General features: G+C 61.8%; 15 protein-coding genes and 1 pseudogene. 14 read left to right on the plus strand and 2 right to left on the minus strand.

The genetic code is table 11. The features are described 5' to 3' along the window. From MKZ40_RS00835 to MKZ40_RS00860, 6 genes are all read left to right on the plus strand, one after another. A partial coding sequence (locus tag MKZ40_RS00835) for a VCBS domain-containing protein (protein ID WP_282627741.1) occupies positions 1-6293 on the plus strand: 6293 nt, incomplete at its 5' end. 97 nt (positions 6294-6390) lie between these two features. Beyond that, a complete protein-coding gene (locus MKZ40_RS00840) occupies positions 6391-8565 on the plus strand; it encodes a type I secretion system permease/ATPase (protein ID WP_254627048.1) in 2175 nt (724 codons plus the stop codon). Further along, a complete protein-coding gene (locus MKZ40_RS00845) occupies positions 8558-9940 on the plus strand; it encodes an HlyD family type I secretion periplasmic adaptor subunit (protein WP_175089210.1) in 1383 nt (460 codons plus the stop codon). The genes MKZ40_RS00840 and MKZ40_RS00845 overlap by 8 nt, the downstream gene beginning before the upstream one ends. 33 nt (positions 9941-9973) lie before the next feature. Beyond that, entirely contained in the window at positions 9974-11281 is a 1308-nt protein-coding gene (locus MKZ40_RS00850) for a TolC family outer membrane protein (RefSeq protein WP_175089211.1), read from the plus strand. 66 nt (positions 11282-11347) lie between these two features. After that, positions 11348-13297, plus strand: coding sequence for an EAL domain-containing protein (locus tag MKZ40_RS00855; protein WP_175089212.1), 1950 nt, complete (start codon positions 11348-11350; stop codon positions 13295-13297). A 22-nt stretch (positions 13298-13319) separates the two neighbouring features. Further along, positions 13320-13988 carry a transglutaminase-like cysteine peptidase gene (locus MKZ40_RS00860; protein ID WP_175089213.1) on the plus strand — a complete coding sequence of 223 codons (669 nt, stop codon included), beginning with the start codon at positions 13320-13322 and terminating at the stop codon, positions 13986-13988. A gap of 163 nt (positions 13989-14151) precedes the next feature. Here the strand turns inward: MKZ40_RS00860 and MKZ40_RS00865 are convergent, their stop codons facing one another. Next, a complete protein-coding gene (locus MKZ40_RS00865; protein ID WP_107336043.1) occupies positions 14152-14565 on the minus strand; it encodes a hypothetical protein in 414 nt (137 codons plus the stop codon). 350 nt (positions 14566-14915) lie between these two features. On the opposite strand from MKZ40_RS00865, the gene fabV reads away from it, so the two are divergent. The 7 genes from fabV (at position 14916) to astB (ending at position 23938) form a co-directional block, all read left to right on the plus strand. Then, the gene (gene fabV, locus MKZ40_RS00870) at positions 14916-16118 is read left to right on the plus strand and encodes an enoyl-ACP reductase FabV (RefSeq protein WP_175089214.1); all 1203 of its coding nucleotides are present in this window, start codon (positions 14916-14918) and stop codon (positions 16116-16118) included. Positions 16119-16345: 227 nt separating this feature from the next. Continuing rightward, a complete protein-coding gene (locus MKZ40_RS00875; RefSeq protein ID WP_175089215.1) occupies positions 16346-17347 on the plus strand; it encodes a GlxA family transcriptional regulator in 1002 nt (333 codons plus the stop codon). Positions 17348-17503: 156 nt separating this feature from the next. Then, the gene (locus MKZ40_RS00880) at positions 17504-18724 is read left to right on the plus strand and encodes an aspartate aminotransferase family protein (protein ID WP_175089216.1); all 1221 of its coding nucleotides are present in this window, start codon (positions 17504-17506) and stop codon (positions 18722-18724) included. 23 nt (positions 18725-18747) lie between these two features. Then, on the plus strand, positions 18748-19809 hold the full coding sequence (locus tag MKZ40_RS00885; protein WP_043334469.1) for an arginine N-succinyltransferase: 1062 nt from the start codon (positions 18748-18750) through the stop codon (positions 19807-19809). After that, on the plus strand, positions 19809-20840 hold the full coding sequence (astA, locus tag MKZ40_RS00890) for an arginine N-succinyltransferase (protein ID WP_175089217.1): 1032 nt from the start codon (positions 19809-19811) through the stop codon (positions 20838-20840). The genes MKZ40_RS00885 and astA overlap by 1 nt, the downstream gene beginning before the upstream one ends. Positions 20841-20991: 151 nt before the next feature. Next, the gene (gene astD / locus MKZ40_RS00895; protein ID WP_175089218.1) at positions 20992-22491 is read left to right on the plus strand and encodes a succinylglutamate-semialdehyde dehydrogenase; all 1500 of its coding nucleotides are present in this window, start codon (positions 20992-20994) and stop codon (positions 22489-22491) included. Positions 22492-22591: 100 nt separating this feature from the next. Continuing rightward, a complete protein-coding gene (astB, locus tag MKZ40_RS00900; RefSeq protein WP_175089219.1) occupies positions 22592-23938 on the plus strand; it encodes an N-succinylarginine dihydrolase in 1347 nt (448 codons plus the stop codon). A 116-nt stretch (positions 23939-24054) separates the two neighbouring features. On the opposite strand, the gene MKZ40_RS00905 is transcribed toward astB, so the two are convergent. After that, positions 24055-25245, minus strand: a complete 1191-nt coding sequence (locus MKZ40_RS00905) for an MFS transporter (RefSeq protein WP_175089220.1) — start codon at positions 25243-25245, stop codon at positions 24055-24057. 564 nt (positions 25246-25809) lie between these two features. Here MKZ40_RS00905 and MKZ40_RS00910 point away from each other — a divergent pair. Next, positions 25810-26277: pseudogene (locus MKZ40_RS00910) on the plus strand ((2Fe-2S)-binding protein); the annotation flags it as partial. Between the last annotated feature and the right edge of the window lie 26 nt (positions 26278-26303).

The raw sequence follows: 26303 nt of genomic DNA on the forward strand, positions 1-26303 counted from the left end.
TCACCGCCACCGTCGAGAATGGCACCTACAGTGTCGACGCTGAGACACCGCTGAGCGAAGGCGAGTATAGCGTTGAGGCCTCGGTCACCGATCCGGCTGGCAACACTGCGACCAGCAATGACGTGGGCGCGTTGATTGGCGGCGATTCTGGAGAGGTAGCGGAGGATGGCGTTACCGAAGCTTCCGGCGCGCTTGTCGATGTCGAAAGTACTGATGTTGTCGCTGGCACTCAAAGCGATGATTACGGCACTTTTAGCGTCAACGAGGCAGGGGAGTGGACCTACACCCTCGACAACGACGCCGCCGAGACCCAGGCGCTGGCCGCCGGCGAGACCGTCACCGAGACCTACACCGTCGAACTCAGCGATGGCTCGACCACCACGGTCGACATCCTGATCACCGGCGTGGACGACGGCGCCGTGATCTCCGATGACAGCGGCGAAGTCACCGAGGACGGCACCCTGGTCACCAGCGGCACGCTGACCGCCACCGACGTGGACGGCACCGCGCCGACCTTCGTCGCCGCCACCGATGACAGCAGTGTCTACGGCAGCTTCACGGTCGGCAGCGATGGCGAGTGGAGCTACACCCTCGACAACGACGCCGCCGAGACCCAGGCGCTGGCCGCCGGCGAGACCGTCACCGAGACCTACACCGTCGAACTCAGCGATGGCTCGACCACCACGGTCGACATCCTGATCACCGGCGTGGACGACGGCGCCGTGATCTCCGATGACAGCGGCGAAGTCACCGAGGATGGCACCCTGGTCACCAGCGGCACGCTGACCGCCACCGACGTGGACGGCACCGCGCCGACCTTCGTCGCCGCCACCGATGACAGCAGTGTCTACGGCAGCTTCACGGTCGGCAGCGATGGCGAGTGGAGCTACACCCTCGACAACGACGCCGCCGAGACCCAGGCGCTGGCCGCCGGCGAGACCGTTACCGAGACCTACACCGTCGAACTCAGCGATGGCTCGACCACCACGGTCGACATCCTGATCACCGGCGTGGACGATGCAGCCCCCATCATCACGCTGGCTGACAAGGAAGTGACCGAGGCCACGGGGGAGACGGTCACTGACACCTTCCAGGTGGACGCGGATGCCGGCATCGCCAGCGTCACCATCAATGGCACGGATATCACTACGGCGTCAGTGGATAATCCCATCGTGATTCCGGGCGCGACTGATGACGAAGGCACGCTGACCATCACGGGCTACGATTCCGGCACCGTGTCCTACACCTATGTGGAGGATGGTACGGCTGCGGATCACTCGGCTGGTGACGATAGCGTGTTCGACAACTACGCCGTGGTCGTCACTGATCTGGCTGGGCAGAGCACCAGCGACAGTCTTGACGTCAAGATTCTGGATACCGCGCCGACGGCCAAGCCGGATGAGCGCGATATTGATGAAGATGCGACGGATGAGCTCACGGGCAACGTGATCGACGGTGCCAATGACAATGAGGACGTCTTGGGTGCAGATGCGCCGTTCATGGTCTGCAAACTGGACGATACCGGAATTGCCGACGGCGGCAGTGCTACGGTCACGGGCGATTACGGTACGCTGACGCTCAACAGTGACGGTAGCTATACCTACGTTCTGGATACCACCAAGACGCAGTCACTGGCAGAGGGTGAGCCGGCGGAAGACGTCTTCACCTATGTGCTGGAAGACAGCGATGGTGACTATTCCAGCACCACGCTGACCATCAACATCACGGGCTCGGCCGATGCAGTGCCGGTCATCACGCTGGTTGACAAGGAAGTGACCGAGGCCACGGGTGCCACTGTCACTGACACCTTCCAGGTGGAAGCGGATGCCGGCATCGCCAGCGTCACCATCAATGGCACGGATATCACTACGGCGTCAGTGGATAACCCCATCGTGATCCCGGGTGCGACTGATGACGAAGGCACGCTGACCATCACGGGCTACGATTCCGGCACCGTGTCCTACACCTATGTGGAGGATGGTACGGCTGCGGATCACTCGGCTGGTGACGATAGCGTGTTCGACAACTACGCCGTGGTCGTCACTGACCTGGCTGGGCAGAGCACCAGTGACAGTCTTGATGTCAAGATTCTGGATACCGCGCCTGTCGCCAATGACGATACCTACACCATTCGGGAAGATGATACGTCTCCGGATGGTGAGCCGGTGATCAACACCAATGTCATTTCGAGTGTTGTCGGCGGCGGACAGGATGAGCTGGGCGCTGATGGCGTGACCATCACGCATCTCGATGGCACTTCACTGGTAGACAATGAGGGCAGCGTTACCGTCGATGGCAGCTACGGTAGCTTGACCCTCAATACCGATGGCACCTTCAGCTATGACCTGGATGATGTACGTGCCCAGGCGTTGGGAGCGGGTGATCTGGTCAAGGAGGAGTTCGAGTACACCATCCTTGATGCGGATGGGGATTCGGATACCGCTGTCATCACCATCAATGTCCAGGGCTTGAACGACAAGCCAGTGGCCTATGACGATGGCCCGATTCTGGTCGAGGAAGATACTCCGGTCAGCGGCAACGTCCTGAGCAATGACGTCGACGCCGATGGTGATGAGTTGAGCGTCGTCAGCTTCACTGTTGACGGCGATACATACGACCCGGGCGAGACAGCGGATCTTGGCGAAGTCGGCACACTGCTTATCAATGCCGATGGTACCTTCACCTTCACGCCCGGCGAGAATTACAACGGTCCGGTACCTGACACCACCTATGTGATCACGGATGGCACCGAAGTTGATGAAGCCATTCTCAGCTTCCAGGGTGTCACGGCGGTCGATGATCCGGTTGTCATCAGTGCAGATGATGGGGCAGTGGCCGAAGATGGTGTGACACAAGCTTCAGGTACGCTGACCGCAACCGATGTCGATAGTGACGCCCCGACGTTTACGCCGGCCACTGACGACAGCAGTCTCTACGGTACCTTCGCTGTCGATGCCGACGGTAGCTGGACCTATACGCTGGATAACGACACTGCCGCTGTGCAGGGGCTGACATCTGCCGACACGATCAATGAGCAGTACATCGTGCAGCTCAGCGATGGTTCCACCACGACAGTGGATATCGTGATCACCGGTACTGATGATGCAATGCCGGTCATCAGTTCACTGGAAGGTCAGTCGGTCACCGAAGCGACAGGAGGTACTGTCACCGATACCTTTACCGTGAAAGCTGCGGCAGGTATTGCGGCAGTGACAATCGCTGGTGTGGATATCACGGACGCCAACACCACACCGGTAGTGATTTCCAATCCAGATGGCGAAGGGACACTGACCGTTACTGGCTATGATGCCGACACCGGAGTGGTCTCCTACAGCTATGTGGAAGATGGCACTGCGGCTGATCATGCCGGTGGCGATGACAGTGTCGTTGACGACTTCGCTGTCGTGGTGACGGATCTTGCCGGTCAGAGCACCACATCCAGTCTGGATGTCACCGTTCTGGACACCGCGCCGATCGCCAACGCTGATACCCGCAGCATGAACGAGAATCGTAGTGCTGCCGTTACCGGCAACGTGGTGAACGGCTCATCTGCGACGGCGGACACCCTGGGGGCCGATGCGGTCACCGTCACCGCCGTCACTTCTGGATCAGAAACCGTCACGGTGAGCGATGGCGCGGCGGCCGTGATCACGGGTGAGCACGGCGAGCTGACCCTGGCGGCGGATGGCTCCTACAGCTACCAGTCAGCACGCGACGACCTGCAGTACCTGGCGGTCGGTGAGTCGGTCACGGACGTCTATACCTACGTGATCACGGATGCTGACGGTGATACCTCCAGCACCACTCTGACGATTACCATCAATGGTCGCAACGACGGCCCGGCGATCAGTGTCAGCAGTGGCGACAGTACCGCCGCCAGCCTGACGGAGACGGATTCACCGCTGAGTGCCAGCGGGACTCTGTCGGTGGATGACGTGGATCTCAGCAACATCGTGACGCCGAGCGTCACCGGCGTCTCCAGTGCTGGAGACACCGGTACGCTGGACAACGATGACCTGCTTGCGCTGCTGGGCGTGGATACCGGGGCCATCATCGATGATGAGAGCACTGGAGGTACGCTCAACTGGTCCTTCGACAGCAGTGCTGCCGGGGAAAGCTTCGACTACCTGTCTGCAGGCGAGTCACTGGTCCTGACCTACACCGTCACTGTCACGGATACGGCAGGAGCGACAGCTACCCAGGATGTCACCATTACCATCCAGGGGACGAACGATGCCCCGGTGGTGACTGCGACTGAAGGCCGTGTCAGTGAAGAAGGGCTCGAAGGCGGTATCGCCGACAGTGATGCGGCTGATGGCTTCACGGATACCACCGATGCCACCACCGTCACCGGTACGGTTTCCGTCACGGACGTCGATAGTGACAGCGTGTCGCTGGTATTGACGGCTCCTGCCACGGCCATCACCTCCGGTGGCAGTGCGGTGGCCTGGTCCGGCAGCGGTACCCAGTCAATGGTGGCAACCGATGCTGATGGCAATGAAGTCGCGACGGTGACCATCGATGACAGCGGTGCCTATACCTTCACTCTGAGTCAGGCGGTCGATCATTCGGGTGATGGTGAAGATGTCCTGTCTCTGGACTTCGGTGTGCTCGCAACGGATAGCGAAGGCGCAAGCTCTACCGGCACGCTGACCATCGGCATCGAGGATGATGCACCCGAGCAGCAGGAAGCGCAGAGCTTCTCCTCGACGCTGGTGGACACAAATCTCACTATCATTCTTGATGTGTCAGGTTCCATGAATACAACTGATGGAATCGATGGTGAAACTCGCCTGCAGAGCGCCATTGATTCCATCAAGTCTCTGATTGAGGCCTACGATGACTTTGGTGACGTACGTATCAATCTGGTCACGTTCTCAACCATTGGCACAGCGCAAGATGCATGGATGACCGTCGGTGAAGTTGAAATCATATTGGATAGTCTTGTTGCCAATGGAGTCACTAACTACGACTCTGCGCTAGCTGCTGCCATCGAGAATTACTCCCAAGATGGGGCGTTGGAAGATGCGCAAAGCATTTCCTATTTCTTCTCCGATGGTGAGCCAAACTATGGTGATGGGGATTCTAGGGAATTGAATGTCCTTACCGGTGGGTTCGTGTATAGCGCTGATGCCGGTATCTCGAACGATGAAGAGGATATCTGGACTGACTTCCTGGTCGATAATGGCATCAAGTCCTACGCTATCGGCTTGGGTAGCAATGTCACAGAGTCCAATCTTGATCCGATTGCCTATGACGGCTCAGCGGTTGAAGACCTTGATAGCACTGTCGTTACCAGCTTTGAGGATCTCGACGATACCCTCGCCGCTACTGTCCAATCACCGGTCAGTGGTCAGCTTGTCTCGGGCAGCTCCGTGGATGGCAGTCTGTTGGGAGCGGATGGCGGTTATCTGCAGTCGGTCACCGTGGATGGCACGACCTACAGTTATGATCCGGATACCAATGCTGTTTCTGCCACTGGCACCGACAACAGCAGCTACGATGCAGACAGCCTGGAGCTGACCATTTCGACGGAACTGGGCGGCAGCATGCTGTTCAATCTGGGGAGCGGTGATTTCTCCTACACACCGCCGGAGAATGTCAGCGAGCGCTCCACGGACAGCTTCGATTACGTGACGGTCGACAATGACGGGGATACCAACACTTCCAGCGTCAGCATTGATGTCGACAAGTTGGCTGTCGTGATCGGGACTTCCGGTGACGATACTTTGACCGGCGATGGTGACGGGCCTTTCTATGCCGATTATCTGATCGGGCAGGCTGGCGATGACACCTTGAGTGGAGGTGTAGGCAGTGATCGTCTGGAAGGCGGCAGCGGCAGCGATACGCTGCGGGGCGGCACCGGCAACGATATCCTCTCTGGTGGTGAGGGTGATGATCTTCTGGTCGGAGGTACCGGCAATGACATCCTGACCGGCGGCGATGGTGCTGACACCTTCCAGTGGCTGGGTGGTGATGACATCAATAGCGAAGGCGGCATGGCGACGGATACCATCACCGACTTCAGTGTCGCGGATGGCGATGTCATCGATCTGTCTGATCTGCTGGAGGCTGATGAGGATGCCGATACGCTCTCGAGCTTCCTGCACTTCGAGTCAGATGGAGAGGGTGGTACCAATATCGAGATCAGTGTCGATGGGTCCGATGGCAGCAATATCACGCAAGAGATCAATCTGCAGGATGTCGACCTGACATCAGGTGGCGACACGGATACGCAGATCATTCAATCTCTGCTCGACAGCAACAGTCTCAAGACGAATGTTGACGGCTGAATCGATGTGATAGGGGAGATGGCTTAGGCTGTCTCCCCTTGCTGTATTAGACTTTGCCGTAGAGACATCTGCGAAGTGCCCTACTAAGGAGGACAGGTTGAGCGATCAACCCACGCCATTAAGACCGGAGCCTGTTGGCGAGAGGGAGGGCGATCCCCTTCTCAATGCGCTGGTCTTCATGGCGCGTTACCACGGCAATCCCAGATCTGCAGCAGTGCTGGTCGATGGTCTTCCCATGGAGGAAGGCCGTCTTCCCCTGGCACTTGTCAGTCGTGCCGCGGCACGTGCCAATCTGAGTGCCAAACTGGTCAATCAGCAGATCACGGCCATCAGCGACATGCTGATGCCGTGCATTCTCATACTCAAGGAAGAGCGTGCTGTCGTCTTGCTGGAGGTCGACAACGACGCAGGCAAGGCCAGGATCCATCAGCCTGAGGCCGAGGGTGATGAGCTGGTCGATATAGAGTCACTGGCTGAGCGTCATGATGGGCGTGTCGTCTATCTCAAGCAGGAGCACCGCTTTGATGAACGCGCACCGGAAACGCTCAAGCAGAGTGATGGCCATTGGTTCTGGTCAACGCTGAAGCTGTCGCGGCCGATCTATCGTGACGTGATTCTGGCGTCGATATTGATCAACCTGTTTGCCGTGGCATCACCACTGTTCGTGATGAACGCCTATGACAAGGTCGTGCCCAATCTGGCCTTCAACACGCTGTGGGTCTTGGCGACAGGGATGGCGATCATCATGGTGTTCGACTTCGTGATGCGCCAGACACGTGCCTACTTCATGGATACGGCGGGCAAGAAGTCCGAGGTGTTGCTGACCTCGAAGCTCTTCTCCAAGACCATGAACCTGCGGATGGAAGCGCGACCCGGCTCCGTCGGTGGCTATGTGAAGCACTTGCAGGAGTTTGATTCGATCCGCGAGTTCTTTACTTCCGCAACCCTGACCACCCTGGTCGATCTGCCGTTTGCCCTGCTGTTCCTGCTGGTGATCTGGATCGTGGCGGGGCCATTGGTTCTGGTGCCATTCGCCGCGCTCGTGATTCTGCTCGTCTACAGTCTGGCGATCCAGAAACCGCTGCGCAGCAGCATCGAGCAGGGGTCTCGCCTGGCGACGGAGCGCAATGCGCGCCTCGTCGAAGCCGTCTCCGGCCTTGAGAGCCTCAAGCTGGCCAATGCTCAGGGGGAAACCCAGCGTCGGTATGAACGGGCTGTCGGGCAGATCGCGCATTGGGGGGTGAAAAGCCGTAACCTGACGACTTCTGTCAGCTCGCTTAGCATGTCGCTGACACAGGCCACCACGGTGGCGCTGGTCGTGTTCGGGGTCTATCTGATCGCGGATGCACGCCTGTCTGTTGGTGGTTTGATCGCCGCGGTCATGCTGTCCGGTCGTGCGTTGCAGCCGCTGGGGCAGTTGGCATTGTTGATCACGCGCATCGGTCAGACTCGCAGTGCGATGAGTGCGCTTGAGCAGATCATGGCATTGCCGGAGGAGTCGGAAGATCGTCGTTACGTTCACCGCGAGCACTTGCAGATGCGCATCGAATTCGATCGCGTCGGCTTTGCCTATGCGCCGAATACGCCGCCTGCCGTGTCGGATATCTCATTGACCATCGAACCAGGTGAGAGGATCGCGATCATCGGGCGTATCGGTGCTGGCAAGAGTACTTTGCAGCGCCTTATCTCTGGTCTGTATCGTGCTACGGCTGGCAGCGTTCGTATTGATGGGCTGGATCTCAATCAGCTGCATCCCGCCGACGTACGTCGGCATATCGGCCATGCGGGCCAGGACAGTGCACTGTTCTTCGGCTCCATTCGCGACAACATCACCCTCGGCCAACCACACGCCAGTGATGTACAGATCGAACTCGCGGCTGACGCCTCCGGCGTGACCGAATTCACTCGTCATCACCCTGAAGGACTGGACCGTCAGGTGGGCGAGGGTGGGCGCATGCTCTCCAGCGGTCAGCGTCAGACGGTCTTGCTGGCACGTGCACTCTTGATGCGTCCCCCGCTCTTGCTGCTCGATGAGCCCGGTTCGCACATGGATAACCGCGCCGAGCTGCGTCTGCGCAGAATGCTCAAGTCCCTGCCACGCAGCCAGACGCTGGTGCTGGTCACCCACAAGAGCAGCATGCTCGACGTGGTAGACCGCGTCATCGTCATGGAAGGAGGGCGCATCGTCGCCGATGGGCCCAAGCAGCAGGTGCTGAGCGCCTTGAATGAAGGCCGAGTCGCCGGGCGCAAGCAGGAGGTGAATCGTGGCTAAGGCACCGATTGAGCAGCGTGACCTTCACCATCTCGACGATGTCAGTTCAGCTGTCTTGCTGGCGACCCCCTGGAAGTCGCGCATCCTGATCTGGATGGTGCTCGCATTCGTGGTCGTCTTCATCATCTGGGCCAGCCAGGCGAGTCTGGAGGTCGTCACTCGCGGCTCCGGCAAGGTCGTACCCTCGACGCACCTGCAGGTTGTCCAGAACCTGGAAGGCGGTATCGTGCGCGAGATCTATATCAAGGAAGGTCAAGTCGTCTCGGCGGGGGAGCCACTGCTGCGTATCGACGACACCAGTGCAGGTTCCGATCTGCGTGAGCGTGTCTCGACCCTCGATGGCCTGCAGGCCACCATCATTCAGTACGATACCGAGCTTGAGTCCATCGAGGTCAACGCCTCCGCGGACGCCTGGAAGGATCAGGTGATCGTGAAGAATATCGAGTTGCCCTTCGATGAAGAATTCAAGGCGCGTAGTCCCGCTCTGGTGTCGCGTGCGATGACGGCATATCGCACGCATCTGAATCAGCTCAACAGTGGCCTCAATGGCGCGCGTGAGCAGATTCTGCAGAAAGAGCAGGAGTTGCGTGAGTTGAGGTCGCGCATCAACAGTCTTGAGCGCAGCTATCAACTGTCGCGTCGCGAGCTGGGCATGACGGCCCCGCTGGTGCGTGAAGGCGTGGTCTCTCAGGTAGACCTTCTCAAGATCCAGCGTGAGGTCAACGACCTGCGGGGCGATCTTGAATCGGCGCGCCTGGCCGTGCCGGGCAAGCAATCGGAGCTGGATGAAGCCATCTCGAATCGGGTCGGCGTCGCGCAGGAATTCCGCTCACGTGCCGCGGAAGAACTCGCCAAGACCCAGGCGGATCTAGGTCGCTTGCGTGAGGGGCGCACCAGTCTTCAGGACCGACTCGATCGTACTTTGGTGACCTCTCCGGTTCAGGGCGCCATCAAGACGCTGAATATCAATACCATAGGCGGCGTCATCGAGCCCGGGGAAGACCTGATGGAGATCGTGCCCATCGAGGATCAGCTACTGGTTCAGGCGCGAGTCGCTCCCAAGGACATCGGCTTCCTGAGAATCGGACAGCCGGCGGTCGTCAAGTTATCTGCCTACGATTTCACCATCTACGGTGGATTGGAAGGCAAGGTCGATCAGATCAGTGCGGATACTGTGCAGGATGAGGAAGGCAACAGTTTCTACGAGATCAAGGTGCTGACGGAGCAGAACCACCTTGGAAGTGACTCGGATCCGCTCACGATCATTCCGGGCATGCAGGCCAGTGTCGATGTGATCACTGGCAATCAGACCGTACTGCAATATTTGATGAAGCCGATTCTGCGCGCCAGGCAAGGTGCCTTGCGTGAACGTTGATCAAGGATTTGATGGATTCGAGGGTAACTCATAATGAAAAAGACACTCTTGGCGCTGAGCATCGCCGCAGGGATGGGGTTTGGCGTTCAGGCTTCGGCTGCGACTCTTGAAGAGGCCGTATCCCGAGCGGTAATGGAAAACCCGCGCACGCGCATTCAGGTATCACGCCACATACAGCGACTCGAAGAAGCGGAAACCCAGCGTGGGGCGTATCGCCCGACGGTGGATCTGACCGGTCGTCTGGGTTATGGCAAGTTCGACTCGGAAGATGACGGTGTCAATGATGATGACGACTGGCACGATTACACACGTCTTGATCTGACCATCCGTCAGCTGCTCTGGGACGGCAACACGACAATCGAGCGCATTCGCCAGGCCGAGACAGAGGCGGATTACCAGCGCCTGCAGGTCGCGGCCGAGGCCAATGACATCGCGCTGGATACGGCCGGCGCTTATCTGCAGGTCATGCGTGATGAGCTGATTCTCAAGTACGCACAAGCCAATCTCGAGGCTCACCGCCGCATCTCGAATGATATCGGGCGGCGTGCGGAGTCCGGCCTTGGTGCGCGCAGTGACGTGCGTCAGGTGGATGGTCGTCTGGCCAATGCCGAAGCCAGCGTGCTGTCATCGATCAACAATCTCGAGGATTCCCGCTCTGCCTATCTGCGTCTGGTGGGTGAGATGCCGTCGGACCTCAGCATGCCGGGTATCGACACCAGCCTGCTCAGCGAGGATGTCGAGAGCGCCTACGTGCAGGCCAATCAGCGCAACCCGCTGTTGGCGGCGGCACGGGTCTCCATTGATGCTGCGCGCCATGAAGTGAATGCCGAGAAGGGGGATAACTACCCCGAGTTCAGTCTCGAGGGCAATCGCACGCTGGACAATGATTATGACCAGGACAAGAGCAAGTCAGACGACTGGAGCGTCGAACTGGTCATGCGCTACAACCTGTATCGTGGTGGCCGCGATCAATCCGAGATCCGCGGTCGTCAGGCAGCGCTGGAAGCGGTCGAGCACGACAATGATCGCGTGATGCGCGATGTACGTGACGAGATTCGTCTGGCATGGAATGCCCGCGAGAACCTCAAGCGCCAGATCGATTACCTGGAAAGTTATGTGCGTGCCGCGACTGATACTCGCGAGAGTTATCGCAAGCAATTCGATATCGGGCGTCGCACATTGCTGGACCTTCTGGATAGCGAGAGTGAGCTGTTCACCTCTCAACAGAACCTGATTCGCGCCCGTTTTGATCTGGAAACCGCCAACTATCGCCTGCTGTCGGCGACCGGCGCTCTGCTGGATTCCATGAGTGTTGCCGTCCCCGTCCAACAACAGGGTTAAGCCACCCACGGCGCTCCCGAACTCTGGAAGCGCTGCTGCCATGCTGATGGTTGATGAGGAAATCAGATGAGTCTTTCGCGCCGCCTGTTTACCTTGATGTTGCTGGTATTGTTGGGGTTCTCCCTCGGTATCTTCTTCATCCAGGTCAACAACACCCGTGATGCACTGGCCGAACGACAACGCGTCGAACTCTCGAATCTCGCCCAGAGCTTGAGTCTCGCGCTGGTGCCACATGTAGAGCTTGGCGATGCCGCCAGTGCCGAAGCCCTGATCCGTGCCACGGTGGATGGTGGTCATGTGCGCGATGCAAGGCTGGAGAGCGTGGCCATCGCGACGCCCATCGCTTTCAATGTCGTGCGCGAGAGTCTGGCACCGGAGTGGTTTCGTGACCTGATTCCCATGCCGGTGGAATCGGCGAGCCGAGAGCTGCCCGGTGGTTGGGCGTCGTTGGGCACGATCAGCCTGACCGGTGAATCTGCCCAGGGCTACGATCAGCTCTGGCAGCTGGCCAAGCGTCTGGCGCTCTGGCTGCTGCTGGGCGGCCTGATCACGCTGCTGGTTGCCTCGTTGGTCATGCGCCGTCTGCTGCGCCCGCTGGAGCGCCTTTCGTCTCGCCTCAATGAGATGGAGACGCAGCGCTTCGACGCGCCGCTGGAGGAGACCAGCGTGGCGGAGCTCAAGGGCATTACCTCGGCGGTCAATCGTCTGGGACAGCGCCTTCAGACCCAGTTCGAGGCTCAGGCCGCGCAGCTGGCGCGTCTGCAGCGCCAGGCGGAAGAAGACTCGGTATCGGGGCTTGGCAACCGGGGCTATTTGAACCGAGCGGTCGATGAGTGGCTGAGCGAGCCGATGGGTGGCAGCTTCGCGCTGCTGCGTGTGTCGCATATCGAGGTGGTGTATCGCGAGCAGGGCTACAAGGGGCGTGATGCTCTGGTGAAAGCCATTGCGCGCAAACTGGAAGATCGTGAACTGGCGGGTGAGGCGATCATCGCCGCGCGCCTGGCCAATAGTGATTTCGGTCTGTTGCTGCCGGAAACCGATGAGACTCGGCTTCAGGAATTTCTCACGCTATTGGCGGAGGATATCGACCACCTGCTGGATGCCAATCCGCTGGTGGATATTCCGCCGGAGAACTGTGCCATTGGCGCCGTTCGGCGTGAGCCGGGCATGCAGCGTACCCAGATGTTTGCCGTTGCAGATGCCACGCTTCGCCAGGCTATCGAGCAAGGGTCTGGCGTGGAGCTGGCCCCTGCGGGCGGCCGTGCACGTCCGCGAGGCGAATGGCGCGAGATCATCGAAAAGGCTCTGGACGCCCCCAAGGGGCTCGATTTCGTCGCTCAGCCAGTGTTGCTCAATGATGGCGGCGAGCTGCACCGCGAGCTGTTTGCCCGTCTGCGCGATGGCGATGAACTGCATCGTGCGGGTGACTTCCTGCCCGTGATTCGCCATTTCCGCATGGGGGCGCAGTTCGATCTGCGCGCTCTGGAGTGGCTGGCGTCCTATATCGACAGGATTGATGTGCCAAGACTGGCGCTCAACCTGACCGAAGAAACCTTCGACGATGAAGCCAGTTATATTGGCCTGCTCAACTGGTTGGCGGCGCATCCGCGTCTGTGCAAGCGTCTGGATATCGAGGTATCCGAAAGCATCGCCCTCAGACATCAGGAGCGTATCAAGATGCTGTTCCGACATGCTCGTCAACTGGGTGCGCGGGGCGGCATCGACCGCTTCGCCCGAGAGCTGAAGGAGCTCAGCTATCTGTCGGCGCTGCGGCCTGATTACGTCAAGATCGACCAGGCGTTCTTCAAGCGCGAAGACGTCGACACCGAGCTGCTGCAGAGTCTGTGCATGACGGCGCATCAGGTCGAGTCGCAGGTCATCGTGACCCGCGTCGAATCCGAGGCGGATCAGGTGCGGGCGATGTCGCTGGGCGCAGATGGCTATCAGGGCTTCGTGTCACCGGCAGTCGATGTCATGGCAAGGCTCGCCAATCCAGCAGAAGATATGCCTCGCTAAGTGACATTCAGGGTGCCTCGACATGAATCATCGCCGCTGGTGGGAGGGTCTTGCGGTCGGGGTGCTGTTGGCGTTGTCGCTCGGTGCGGGTCTGGCACAGGCGGTGGACTCCCGCCAGTTCATCCAGATCTACGGGACAGGTGGCTGGAATCGTGTGCAGCAATGGCAGCAACTGTTGCAGCGTCTGGAGGGCGCGCCGGTCAGGCGTCAGTTGAGCGAAGTGAACGATTTCTTCAATCGTCTCGACTTCACCGATGATCTCAGCGTCTGGGGAGCGACCGATTACTGGGCGACGCCGCAGGAGTTTCTGGGGGCAGGGGCCGGTGATTGCGACGACTTCGCCATGGCCAAGTACCTGACTCTACGCGAGCTTGGCGTACCGGAAGACCGCCTGCGTCTGCACTACGTCAAGGCGCTCAGCCTCAACCAGTTCCACATGGTCGTGACCTATCAGGGCGTCAATACGCGCAATCCTGATGTACTGGACAACCTGAACAGTTCCATCCTGCCGGCCAGTGAGCGTACGGACCTGCTGCCTATCTACAGTTTCAATGGCAGTGCGCTGTGGATGAGCAAACGTCTGGAAGGGGGCAAGCGCATCAGCGACAGCCGCGGCCTTTCAAGTCTGTCTGATTGGCAGAAGCGCCGCGCACAAGGGGTGCTGAGAGTGCCGCGCCACAAACGGCCATGAGCCTGGCGTCGTCAGCCCCTCGAGGAATGGCGGTTGAGCTCCACCAGGCACTAGTTGAGCACTACAGGACACCCCGTGACCTTCCGGTCGCGGGGTGTCTTGCCATTCAGGCGTTGCAGGCCAGAGCCCTCGTCAGGCTTCCCCGTGCAGATTGCGGGGCGCGCTAGCGGGGCGTGTTGCCGCGCAGGTGCAGGATCTCGAGCAGATTCCCGTAGCGATGGCGACTCGGCATCGTGGCCAGCCCCGAAAACAGCAGCCAGAACATGCGCCGGCCACGCGTCAGACGATGCGTATGCTGCAGCAGGCGCGACAACAGCTGGCTGTCATCGAAGCCCTTGAAATTGGGTGTCATGCTGACCTGTTCTCGCACCAGTACCGGGGCCATCTCAAGCCGATAGAGCTTTTCCAGTTCCTGGAAGCTCAGCCCCTGGGCTTCGACGACTTCTGCCATGTGCTGATACTCGGCTTCACGCGGTTCGCGTTCCAGCCACAGTGGAGACAGCGCCAGCCAGATGTCCTGTCGGCGCTCGAGCAGGGCGGCCACATCGGGGGCGAGGTGAGCGTTCTGATCGTTCATGAAAACATCCTGGGCAGAGCCTGTCGGACAGTGCGGCTGGCAACCAGCGGCGAATGCAGGACGGCAGTGGAATGGCAGTACGTGAAAAGGCCTACATGATACGGCAGCCGCCGCGGCCGGCTCCAGTGATATGCAGGCAGATGGCGGATCATGACGGCAGGGCGGACAGCGTCGCCGACAGCCGCTAGAATAGCGCCCATGAGCTGGCACTGAGCCTGCTTTACGGGATTCGAACGCCCTATTTCACGATACGCTTCACCATCCAGGGACGGCCATTGCCTGCTGTCAGCGTGAAGCGAGTATCGCATCGGCGGGTACACGCCGGGCCAACAGCAAACGAGGTTCTTTACGTGATCATCAAACCCAAGGTTCGTGGCTTCATCTGCACCACCACACATCCCAAGGGCTGCGAGCAGAATGTCGCCGAGCAGATCGCCATCACCCGCAAGACAGTCGGTGACAAGCGTGACGGTGGTCCGAAGAAGGTGCTGGTGATCGGTTCTTCCAGCGGCTATGGCCTCGCGGCACGCATCACGGCAGCCTTCGGTTATGGCGCCGATACTCTGGGCGTGTTCTTCGAGAAGCCGGGCACCGAGAAGAAGGCCGGCACCGCAGGCTGGTACAACTCTGCCGCCTTCGACAAGTTCGCCAAGCAGGAAGGCCTCTACAGCCAGGCCATCAATGGCGATGCCTTCTCGCATGAGACACGCGCCAAGGCCATCGAGCTGATCAAGGCCAACATGGGCGAAGTCGACCTCGTCGTCTACTCGCTGGCCTCTCCGGTGCGCAAGCTGCCGGACAGCGGTGAAGTGAAGCGCTCCGTGCTCAAGCCGATCGGCGAGACCTACCGCGCGACCGCCATCGACACCAACAAGGACACCATCATCGAAGCGGAGGTCGAGCCGGCCACCGAGCAGGAAATCGAAGATACCGTCACCGTGATGGGTGGTCAGGATTGGGAGCTGTGGATGCAGGCGCTGGATGAGGCTGGCGTGCTGGCGGAGGGCGCCCGCTCCGTCGCCTTCAGCTACATCGGCACCGAGATCACCTGGCCGATCTACTGGCACGGTGCGCTGGGGCGCGCCAAGGAAGATCTGGATCGCGCCGCCGGCAGCATCCACGAGAAGCTGTCCGCCAAGGGCGGTCGTGCCCACGTGGCCGTGCTCAAGTCCGTGGTCACCCAGGCCAGCGCCGCGATCCCGGTCATGCCGCTCTACATCTCCATGGTCTACAAGATCATGAAGGAGAAGGGCCTGCACGAAGGCACCATCGAGCAGCTCAACCGCTTCTACGCCGAGCGCTTCTATGGCGAAGACGAGATCGCCACCGACGAGTCCGGCCGTCTTCGTCTTGATGACTGGGAGCTGAAAGACGACGTCCAGCAGGCCTGTCAGGAACTGTGGCCGCAGGTCACCAGCGACAACCTGTTCGACATCACCGACTACGCCAGCTACAAGCAGGAATTCCTGAAGCTGTTCGGCTTCACCCGTGACGACGTCGACTACGATGCCGATGTTGCCACCGATGTCGAGTTCGATGTCGTGCAGATGTAAGCACGGATAAAAGCTCTGATGCACGACAACGCCATCCTTCGGGGTGGCGTTGTCGTTTGCACAGCCTTTGTGGTGCTGTCTCTGGGGCGCTGGTCAGGCATTGGCGTAGCAGGCATGGCACAATATGGCGGCACTCTGATGGCAGTCTGGTGGCATGACTTTGATATCCACCGACATCCACCGCTCGTTTGACTCACCTTCTACCCGACGGATTCAGCGCCATACTCATGCCCGTGGATTCACTGGTTTCTCCCCAGGCCCAGCAACGCCAGATAGGCTTCGTGCTGCTGCCCGGCTTCTCGTTGTTGTCCCAGGCCTGTGCGCTGGAGCCCCTGCAAGTGGCCAATCAGCTCGCGGGGCAGACACTCTATCGGGCCGTCACCTTCGCGCTTGACGGGCGTGGCGTGGCGTCCGCGGCGGGCTTGAGCCTCTCGCCGGACAGTCTGGTCGCCAGTGATTCGCGCCATCTGGACGCCCTGTTCGTGTGCGGCGCTCAGCCGGCGGGGGAGGCGGGCCCGCAGGAGGTGGCCTCGAATCCCGCGCTGCTGGCCTGGCTCAAGCGTCTGGCCGAACGTGGCGTGATGCTGGGCGGCATCTCCACCGGCACCCGCGAGCTGGCTCGTGCCGGGCTGCTCGATGGCTATCGTGCGACGATTCATTGGCAGCGCGCCGAATCCTTCCGTCGCGACTTCCCGCAGGTCAACGTCTCCCATCAGCTTTATGAGCTGGACCGCGATCGTGTCACCTGCGGCGGTGGTACCGCGGCGATGGACATGATGATGACGCTGATCGCCCAGCAGCATGGTCGCGCGCTGGCCGAGAAGGTTTCCGAGCACTTCGTCTGCGAGCGCATCCGGCTGGCGGACGAGCCACAGCACGTGCCGCTCAAGAACCGTTTCGCCCATGCGCCGCAGCCACTGGTGGAGGCCGTGACGCTGATGGAGGCCAATATCGAGGAGCCGCTCTCTACCCACGAGATCGGCGAGCACCTCGGTATCTCGCGGCGTCAGCTCGAGCGGCTGTTCAAGAAGCATCTGCAGGCGGTGCCCAGCCGTTACTATCTGGATCTGCGCCTGGCGCGTTCGCGCCAGCTGTTGCGCGAGAGCGATCAGCCGATCGGCGAGATCGCGCTGGCCACCGGCTTTTCCAGCGCCGCTCACTTCTCCACGGCGTTTCGCAACCATTTCGGGCGCAGCCCCCGCGACGAACGTCTCATGCTGCAGGCCTGACACCTTACCTGGATGACAAAAGTCGCCTCCTGACATAAGTCGTCGTCCTTTCGCTGAAAGTCTTTGTCATCTCGCCTCCCTATACTCGAGTGTCATGACCCGTGGCTTGCCGATCATCGGTCGGCCACGCCAAGACCCCGCGATGAGGAAGAGACGATGACCCAGCTGACCCGTGCCGATTTCGACCATGCCATGGTGCCCAACTACGCACCCCAGGCTGCCATTCCGGTACGCGGCGAGGGTAGCCGTCTGTGGGATCAGGAAGGTCGCGAGTACATCGACTTCGCCGGTGGCATCGCCGTCACCTCGCTGGGTCACTGCCACCCGGCGCTGGTCAAGGCGCTCAAGGACCAGGCCGACAAGGTCTGGCACCTGTCCAATGTCTACACCAACGAGCCGGCACTGGCGCTGGCCAAGGCGCTGACCGAGCGCACCTTCGCCGACAAGGTCTACTTCTGCTCCTCCGGTGGTGAGGCCAACGAGGCCGCCCTCAAGCTGGCGCGTCGTTTCGCCCACGACACCCATGGCGAGAAGAAGGACAAGATCATCTCCTTCCGTCAGTCCTTCCATGGCCGCACCTTCTTCACCGTCAGCGTCGGTGGTCAGCCCAAGTATTCCCAGGGCTTCGGACCGATTCCGGGCGGTATCCAGCACGCCGAATTCAACAATCTCGACTCCGTGCGCGAGCTGATGGGCGATGACACCTGCGCGATCATCGTCGAGCCGCTGCAGGGCGAGGGCGGCATCATCCCGGGCGAGCAGGCCTTTCTGGAAGGACTGCGTGAACTATGCGACCAGCACGATGCGCTGCTGATCTTCGATGAAGTCCAGAGCGGTGCCGGCCGTACCGGCCACCTGTACGCCTACCAGCACTTCGGTGTGGTGCCGGACATCCTGACCACCGCCAAGGGCATCGGCGGCGGCTTCCCGCTGGGCGCCATGCTGACCACCGATCGCATCGCACCGGCCATGGCCATCGGCACTCACGGCTCCACCTACGGCGGCAACCCGCTGGCATGTGCCGTGGGTCTGGCGGCGCTCGAGACCATCGACACGCCGGAAGTGCTCGAGGGCGTCGCCCACCGCCACGAGTTGCTGCGCAACGGTCTGGAAGGCATCGCCAAGCGTCACGGTGTCTTCAAGGAAGTACGTGGCATGGGTCTGTTGATCGGTGCCCAGATGGCGCCGGACTACGCAGGGCGTGCCAAGGACATTCTCAACCTGGCGATGGAAGAAGGTCTGATGGTGCTGATCGCCGGTCCTGACGTGCTGCGTCTGGCACCGTCGCTGGTGATCAGCGAAGAGGAGATCCAGAGCGGTCTCGACAAGCTCGACCGCGCCGTGGCGAACTTCGTCGCCGCCTCTGCATCTGCATGAGCAGCGCCATGAGCAGTGCCCCGATGCTGGTGGTGCGGCCTGCCGAAAGCCGCGATCTGCTCGCTCTCGAGCGGCTCGCGGCCACGGCCACGCCTCGCCTGACCAATCTACCGGCACATCGTGATCGCCTCGAGGAGCGCATTCTGCGCTCCCAGCGGAGCCTTCGTGCCGAGATCGACTTCCCGGGCGACGAGATCTACTGCTTCGTGCTGGAAGATCTCGATACCGGTGAAGTGGTCGGTACCGCCTCACTGCGCGCCGAGGCTGGCGCGCGGGAGGCCTACTACACCTATCGTCAGGAAACGCTGATCCACGCCTCGCAGCAGCTCAACGTGCGCCACGAAGTGCAGACGCTGTCGCTGTCGCATGAGGTGTCGGACGCCACGCTGCTGTGCGCGCTGTCGCTGGATGCCCGCTACCGCGAGACGGATGCGGACAGCCTGTTGCGCCGCGCACGCCTGATGTTCATCGCCCAGTACCCGGAACGCTTCGCCACCGAACTGGCGGTGGCCTTCCCGGGCTATCTGGAAACGCGCGACGAGCGCCAGGTCAGCCCGTTCTGGGACAGCGTCGGCCAGCACTTCTTTGATCGTGATTTCAATGAAATCAATCAGATGGCCGGGGTGCGCTCCAAGAGCTTCATCGCCGAGGTCATGCCGCCGTTCCCGCTCTATCTGCCGCTGCTCACGCCCCAGGCGCGCGCCGCCATCGGGCGTGAGAATCCGCGCCATGAGTACGCCATGCAGGAGATGCTCGCCGAGGGTTTCTCGCGCTCGCGTCATGTCGACATCTTCGATGCCGGCCCCTTGCTGCTGGCGGAGTGCGAGCGTCTGCACACCTTCAAGCAGTGCGGTTGGCATCCGGTGCGTATCCGTCCGCAGGAAAGCCTGCCGGATGCAGTGCCGGCGATGGTAGCCAACCAGCGACTCGGCGATTTCCGCTGCGTGCTGGCGCGTTATGCCCTGACGCCGACCGGCCAGCTGATGCTGACGCCGCAGCAGGCCGAGGTACTGGGCGTGGAAGAGGGGCGTGCGGTGCTCGCCGTGCCGATGCCATTGCCGACGATGGATGAGGGAGAGTTGTAATGCGCATTCGTCCTATCGCTCGACACGATATCGAAGGCCTCAAGGTACTGGCGCGGGAAACCGGTGTCGGCTTCACCTCGCTGCCGGACAATCATGAGTTTCTCAGCGCCAAGATAGAGCGCACCCTGGCTGCCTTCGAGGGCCGCGAACCCGGCGATGATCGCCTTTACTTCTTCGTGCTCGAGGATGATCGCGACGGCAGCATCGCGGGCTGCTGTGCCATCGAGGCCTGCGTGGGCACCGATGCGCCGTTCTATCACTATCGCCTCGGTTCGCTGGCGCATTCCTCGGTGCAGCTCGATCTGCATCGCACCCTGGATACGCTGACGCTGTGTTCCGACCACACCGGTGATGCCGAGGTCTGCTCGCTGTTCCTGCGTGAGGGCTGGCGCAAGGACCGCAACGGCGCGCTGCTCTCCAAGGTGCGCTGGCTGTTCATGGCACAGTTCCGCGCGGCCTTCCCCGACAAGGTACTGGCCGAGATGCGCGGTGTCTTCACACCTGAAGGGCGTAGCCCGTTCTGGGAATGTCTGGGCAGCCACTTCTTCCCGATGGACTTCAATGAGGCCGACCGCCTCACCGGCATGGGCCAGAAGAGCTTCATCGGCGAGCTGATGCCCAAGTTCCCGATCTATACGCCGTTTCTCTCCGAGCCCGCGCGGGCTGCCATCGGGCAGGTGCATGAGCACACCCGGCCGGCGGTGGCGATGCTCAAGAAGGAAGGGCTGCGCTGGGAAGGCTACGTCGACATCTTCGATGGCGGCCCGACGGTCGAGGCCTATATCGATGATGTGCGCGCCGTGCGTGACAGCCAGCTGGCAAGTGTCGAGGTGATCGCATCTGATGCCCCGGCCTGCGAGCGTCCCTCTGTGATGGCCGCCACCACCGGCATGGCCGACTTCCGTGCCAGCTGGATCAGCCATGACGTCACCCGGGACGACTCCGGCGCTTGCCATGTGCGTCTGTACCGTGATGAGGCCGAACGCCTCGGCGTCACCGGCGGCGACACGCTGCGCGTGCTGGCCGGCTGAAGCGTCCGCCACGGGCATCCGCTTCTTCGCGCCAACTCGCAGGCGTATACCGCCTTGCGTCCTTTTGCCATCAGCGGGGCAGATCGCCAACTGTCCCGTTACTCCTTGTTCAGCGTCGCTCGCGCGGCGCGCCCTTTCGATGAGGCATGCCATGACCACTACGAATTCGACTCCCGCCACACTCAACGTGCGTCAACAGCTCTTCATCGACGGCGCGTGGCAAGCGGGCGAGGCCGCATTCTTCACCAAGACCGACCCCGTCTCCCACGCACGTCTGTGGCAGGGCGCCGCTGCCACTGCCGCGCAGGTCGAGCAGGCCGTCGCGGCAGCGCGTCAGGCCTTCCCGGCCTGGGCACGTCTGGGCTTCGAGGCGCGTCTGGCGGTGGTGGAGCGCTTCCGCGATCAGCTGGAGCTGCACCGCGAAGCGCTGGCGGTCAGCATCGCCAGCGAAACCGGCAAGCCGCTGTGGGAAGCACGCACCGAGGTCGGCGCGATGATCGGCAAGATCGCGATCTCGGTGAAGGCCTATCATGAGCGTACCGGCGAGCGTGCCAAGGATGTCGCGGGCACCCAGGCAGTCCTGCGCCACCGTCCGCACGGCGTGATGGCCGTCTTCGGCCCCTACAACTTCCCGGGGCATCTGCCCAACGGCCACATGGTACCGGCGCTGCTGGCGGGCAATGCCTGCGTGTTCAAGCCCTCCGAGCTGACCCCGGCTACCGCCGATCTCACCCTGCAGTGCTGGGAGGCCGCGGGCCTGCCCGCCGGCGTGATCAATCTGGTGCAGGGCGCAGCGGAAGTCGGCCAGGCCCTGTCCCAGTCCGAGGGCATCGATGGACTGCTGTTCACCGGCAGTGCCAAGGTCGGCAAGCTGCTGCACCGCCAGTTCGCCGGTCAGGTCGGCAAGCTGCTGGCGCTGGAGCTTGGCGGCAACAACCCGCTGGTGGTGCGCGATGTGCAGGATGAAGCCGCTGCGGTACTGGCGATCATCCAGTCGGCCTTCGCCTCGGGCGGTCAGCGCTGTACCTGTGCGCGGCGCCTGATCGTGCCGCAGGGCGAGGTCGGTGATCGTCTGATCGAGACACTGGCCACGGCGCTGCGTGAGCTGCGGGTGGCGGGGCAGTTCGCGCAGGACGCCCCCTTCTATGGCGGCCTGGCAAGCGTCGCCGCGGCCGAGGGTCTGCTCAAGGCGCAGGACGATCTCGAAGTGCTGGGCGGCAACGTCATCGTGCGCATGCAGCAGGTGGAAGAGGGCACCAGTCTGCTCAGCCCGGCGCTGATCGATGTCACTGGCCTTGCGCTCGAGGACGAGGAGTTCTTCGGTCCGCTGCTCAAGATCCACCGCTACGCCGATTGGGACGACGCCATCGCGCTGGCCAATGACACCCGCTACGGCCTCTCGGCCGGGCTGATCGGTGGCGATCGCGCTGACTGGGACGACTTCCTGCTGCGCATTCGCGCCGGCATCGTCAACTGGAACCGCCAGACCACCGGCGCCTCCGGCGATGCGCCCTTCGGTGGCATCGGCGACAGCGGCAACCATCGCCCCAGTGCCTATTACGCCGCCGACTATGTCAGCTATCCGGTCGCCTCGATGGAAGCCGAGGAGCTGGCGCTGCCCGCGAACCTGCCGGCCGGTATCCGTCTGTAAGGCCGTCCATTCGGGCACCGCTGCCGCTTACCCATTGTTGACCACGACGCCCGCCGTGCCTGTTTGCTGAGCTGGCAAGGCGTCGTGGCAGGAGACCTTCATGTCCGATACTTCGTATCAAGAGATCAATTTCGATGGCCTGGTCGGCCCGACCCACAACTACGCCGGTCTGGCGCATGGCAACGTGGCCTCGATGCGCCACGGCGGGCTGGCCTCCAACCCGCGCGAAGCCGCGCTGCAGGGCCTCGACAAGATGAAGTCGCTGGCGGACCTGGGGTATGCACAGGGGATTCTGCTGCCGCAGCAGCGCCCGGACCTTGGGGCACTGCGTGACCTCGGCTTCACCGGCAGCAACGCCCAGGTGTTGAAGGCGGCCAGCGAGCAGGCCCCGCAGCTTCTGCGCGCGGTGTGTTCTGCCTCCAGCATGTGGACCGCCAACGCCGCCACCGTCACGCCGTCACGCGACAGTGGTGATGGCCGTGTGCACTTCACGCCGGCCAACCTGCAGTCCAGCTTCCACCGCTACCTGGAACCCGCGACCACCGGGCGCATCCTGGGTGCCATCTTCGCCGACGATGGCCACTTCGCGCATCACCCCGCGCTGCCCGCGACGCCGGCCTTCTCCGATGAGGGCGCCGCCAACCATACGCGGCTGTGCGATGGCCACGGCGGACCTGGCGTGCATCTCTACGTCTACGGCCGCCAGGCTTTCGGCGGTGATGGCGTCGAACCGCGTCGCTATCCGGCGCGTCAGACGCTGGAAGCCAGTCAGGCCGTCGCGCGTCATCATGGTCTGAGCGAAGACCAGGTGGTGTTCGCCCAGCAGCATCCGGAGGCCATCGATGCCGGTGTCTTCCACAACGACGTCATCGCGGTGGGCAATGGCCCGGTGCTGTTCTATCACGAGCTGGCCTTCCGCAATGAGGAGGCGGTGCTCGACGAGCTTCGCGCCAAGCTGTCCACGCCGCTGATCCCGATCCGCGTGCCGTTGGAAGCCGTCAGTCTCGAGGATGCCGTGTCGTCCTATCTGTTCAATTCGCAGCTGCTCTCCAACGACGATGGCAGCATGACGCTGGTGGTGCCGGGCGAGTGTCAGGAGAACGAGGCGGTGTGGAACGCGCTGCAGAATGCGATTCTGGCCGGCCCGAACCCGATCGGCGAAGTGCTGGTCAAGGACGTGAAGCAGAGCATGCGCAATGGCGGTGGCCCAGCCTGTCTGCGTCTGCGCGTGGTACTCAGCGACGCCGAGCGCGCCGCGCTGTCCGGGCGCGTGATGATGAGCGATACGCTGCATGCCGAGCTGGGTGCCTGGGTCAAGCGTCACTACCGTGACAGCCTGACGCCGGCAGACCTTGCCGATCCGCAGCTGGCCGAGGAAACCTTGGTGGCACTGGATGAGCTGACGCGGCTGTTGAAGGTCGGCAATGTCTACGCCTTCCAGCGCTGATCGCCCCCGCTGACGCCATGAACGACACAGCCCCATCGGTCTCGCCGGTGGGGCTGTGTCGTTGTGAAGGTGTGATCAGAGGTCTGAGGCTTGATAAGTGGAAGCCGTGGCGCCACTCAAGCCAGCTGTGGCTGCACCCTGCGCTTGGGCTCGCGGCGCACCGGCCAGTGCACGAGCGCGGCCAGCAGGCCGAAGATAGCGCTGGCGATCCACAACAGGTCGTAGCTGCCGGTCAGCTGATAGACCACACCACCGCCCCAGGCTCCCAGGAAGGCACCGACCTGGTGGGCGGCCAGCACCATGCCGAACACGAAGGCCTGACGTTTCTGGCCGAAGTAGAGCGCGACGGCCTGGCTGGTCAGCGGCACCGTCGATAGCCACAGCACACCCATGATCGCACCGAAGACATACAGTAGGGCGCTGCTGGGGGGAATGACCACCATCGCCATCACCAGCGCAGCGCGACACACGTAGATCAGTATCAGAAGCTGCGGCGGGTGGCGGCGGCCGCCCCAGGCCCCGAACAGGATGGTGCCGGCGATATTGAGCGCGCCGATGATCGCCAGCGTATTGCCGGCCACGTTCAAGGGCAGCCCGCAGGCGACCACGAAATTGGGCAGATGGGTGGCGATGAAGGCGACATGCACGCCGCAGACGAAGAAGCCGCCGGCCAGCGCCAGAAAGCGCCGGTCCTGCAGAAGCGGGCCCTGGCTCGGGACATCCTCCGCCTGTGTCTCACTGCCGGCCGACGGGCGACGCAGCAACGGCAGGGCCATGGGAATCAGCAGCAGACAGCTGGCGCCAAGCGCCAGCATGGCGATCTTCCAGTCGATCAGCACCAGCATCGGAGTCGCGACCGAGTAGATCAGCTGCCCGAAGGAGCCGCCGGCCGAGGCGATGCCCAGCCCGATGCCACGATGCTGGAGGGGGACCACGCGAGTGACGGCAGCCAGCACCAGCGGGAAGGTGGTCGCCCCGATGCCGATGCCGGCCAGTACGCCCGCGCCCAGCATCCACACCGTCGGGGTCGGCCAGAGGGCGGTGACGCCCATGCCGACCGCGTAACACAGACTGCCGACCAGAAAGACGCTGAGGGTGCCGAAGCGATCCGACAGCTTGCTGGCGATGGGCGCGGCCAGGCCGAAGACCAGATTCTGGATGGCAAGCGCGAATGACAGACTTCCCATGCCCCAGGTGAGTTCGCTGGCCATCGGTGGCAGCATGAAGCCCATCGCCTGGCGCGCCCCGGTGTTGATGGCGAGTATCAGCGCTGCCAACGCGATCGTTGCCTTCCAGTTCAGTTGCATGTCAGATCCTCATGCTGGCAATCGTTATTGTCGTTGTTCTTGCTGTTCCTGCCCCCGGTGCTGGCCATGGGCGGAACGTCCTGCATGAGGACTCTCGCTACATTAGGACTCTCGCTACATTTCACTTTATTCTCATAAAAGTACAGATGCCGGAAACGCCGCTGTCAGACGCGTCTGCGACACTCTCATCCATACCAGCCAGTCATATGCTTTCGCGGGAGCCCTCGTGCTGGGGCGTTGCCATCGTCCTCGACCGCTACCGTCCCTGTCCCTGGGCGGACCGATGTCATGCAAACATCTGCCGATGACAAGGCGTGAAACGCTATACTGTGTGGCATGCAAGACAGTATCTGCATGGTCAGGATGAGCTCAGTGACATCACACTGTTTCCTTCTTGGCACCATAATGCCTGATCGTGACCTGTAGAATTCACCGATTCGAATCGTGCCAGGCCTCAAGGCCCGGGGTCGGTCCCTGACGCCGAACCAACGCCACGTCAGTCAGCTGACGCCTTGGCTGGCCACGACTCCCTGCACGCGTTGTCCGAACCCTGCCCCCTGCTTCATGCTCCTGAGGAGAAGCCCCTTGGCCAACTTCACTCTGAACGGCAAGGCCGTCAGTCTCGAGGTCGATCCGCAAACCCCGCTGTTATGGGTGCTGCGAGAGCACCTGGGTCTGACAGGCACCAAGTTCGGTTGCGGCATCGCCCAGTGCGGCGCCTGTACCGTGCACCTGAACGGCACAGCGGCGCGTACCTGTGTCCTGCCGGTGCTGGCCGCCGAAGGTGGTGACATCGTCACCATCGAGGGGCTAGCCGAGAACGATGATCACCCGCTGCAGCAGGCCTGGGTCGAGGAGCAGGTACCGCAGTGCGGTTACTGCCAGTCCGGCCAGATCATGCAGGCCGCCGACTTCCTCAAGAACACGCCCGACCCCACCGATGAGCAGGTCACCGCCGCCATGGCCGGCAACCTGTGTCGCTGCATGGCCTACGTGCGTATCCATCGTGCGGTGAAGCGTGCCGCCACCATCGCCAATGAGCGTGCCACCAGTCAGGT

The organism is Cobetia sp. BMC6 (genome assembly GCF_029991385.1).
Taxonomy (GTDB): domain Bacteria; phylum Pseudomonadota; class Gammaproteobacteria; order Pseudomonadales; family Halomonadaceae; genus Cobetia.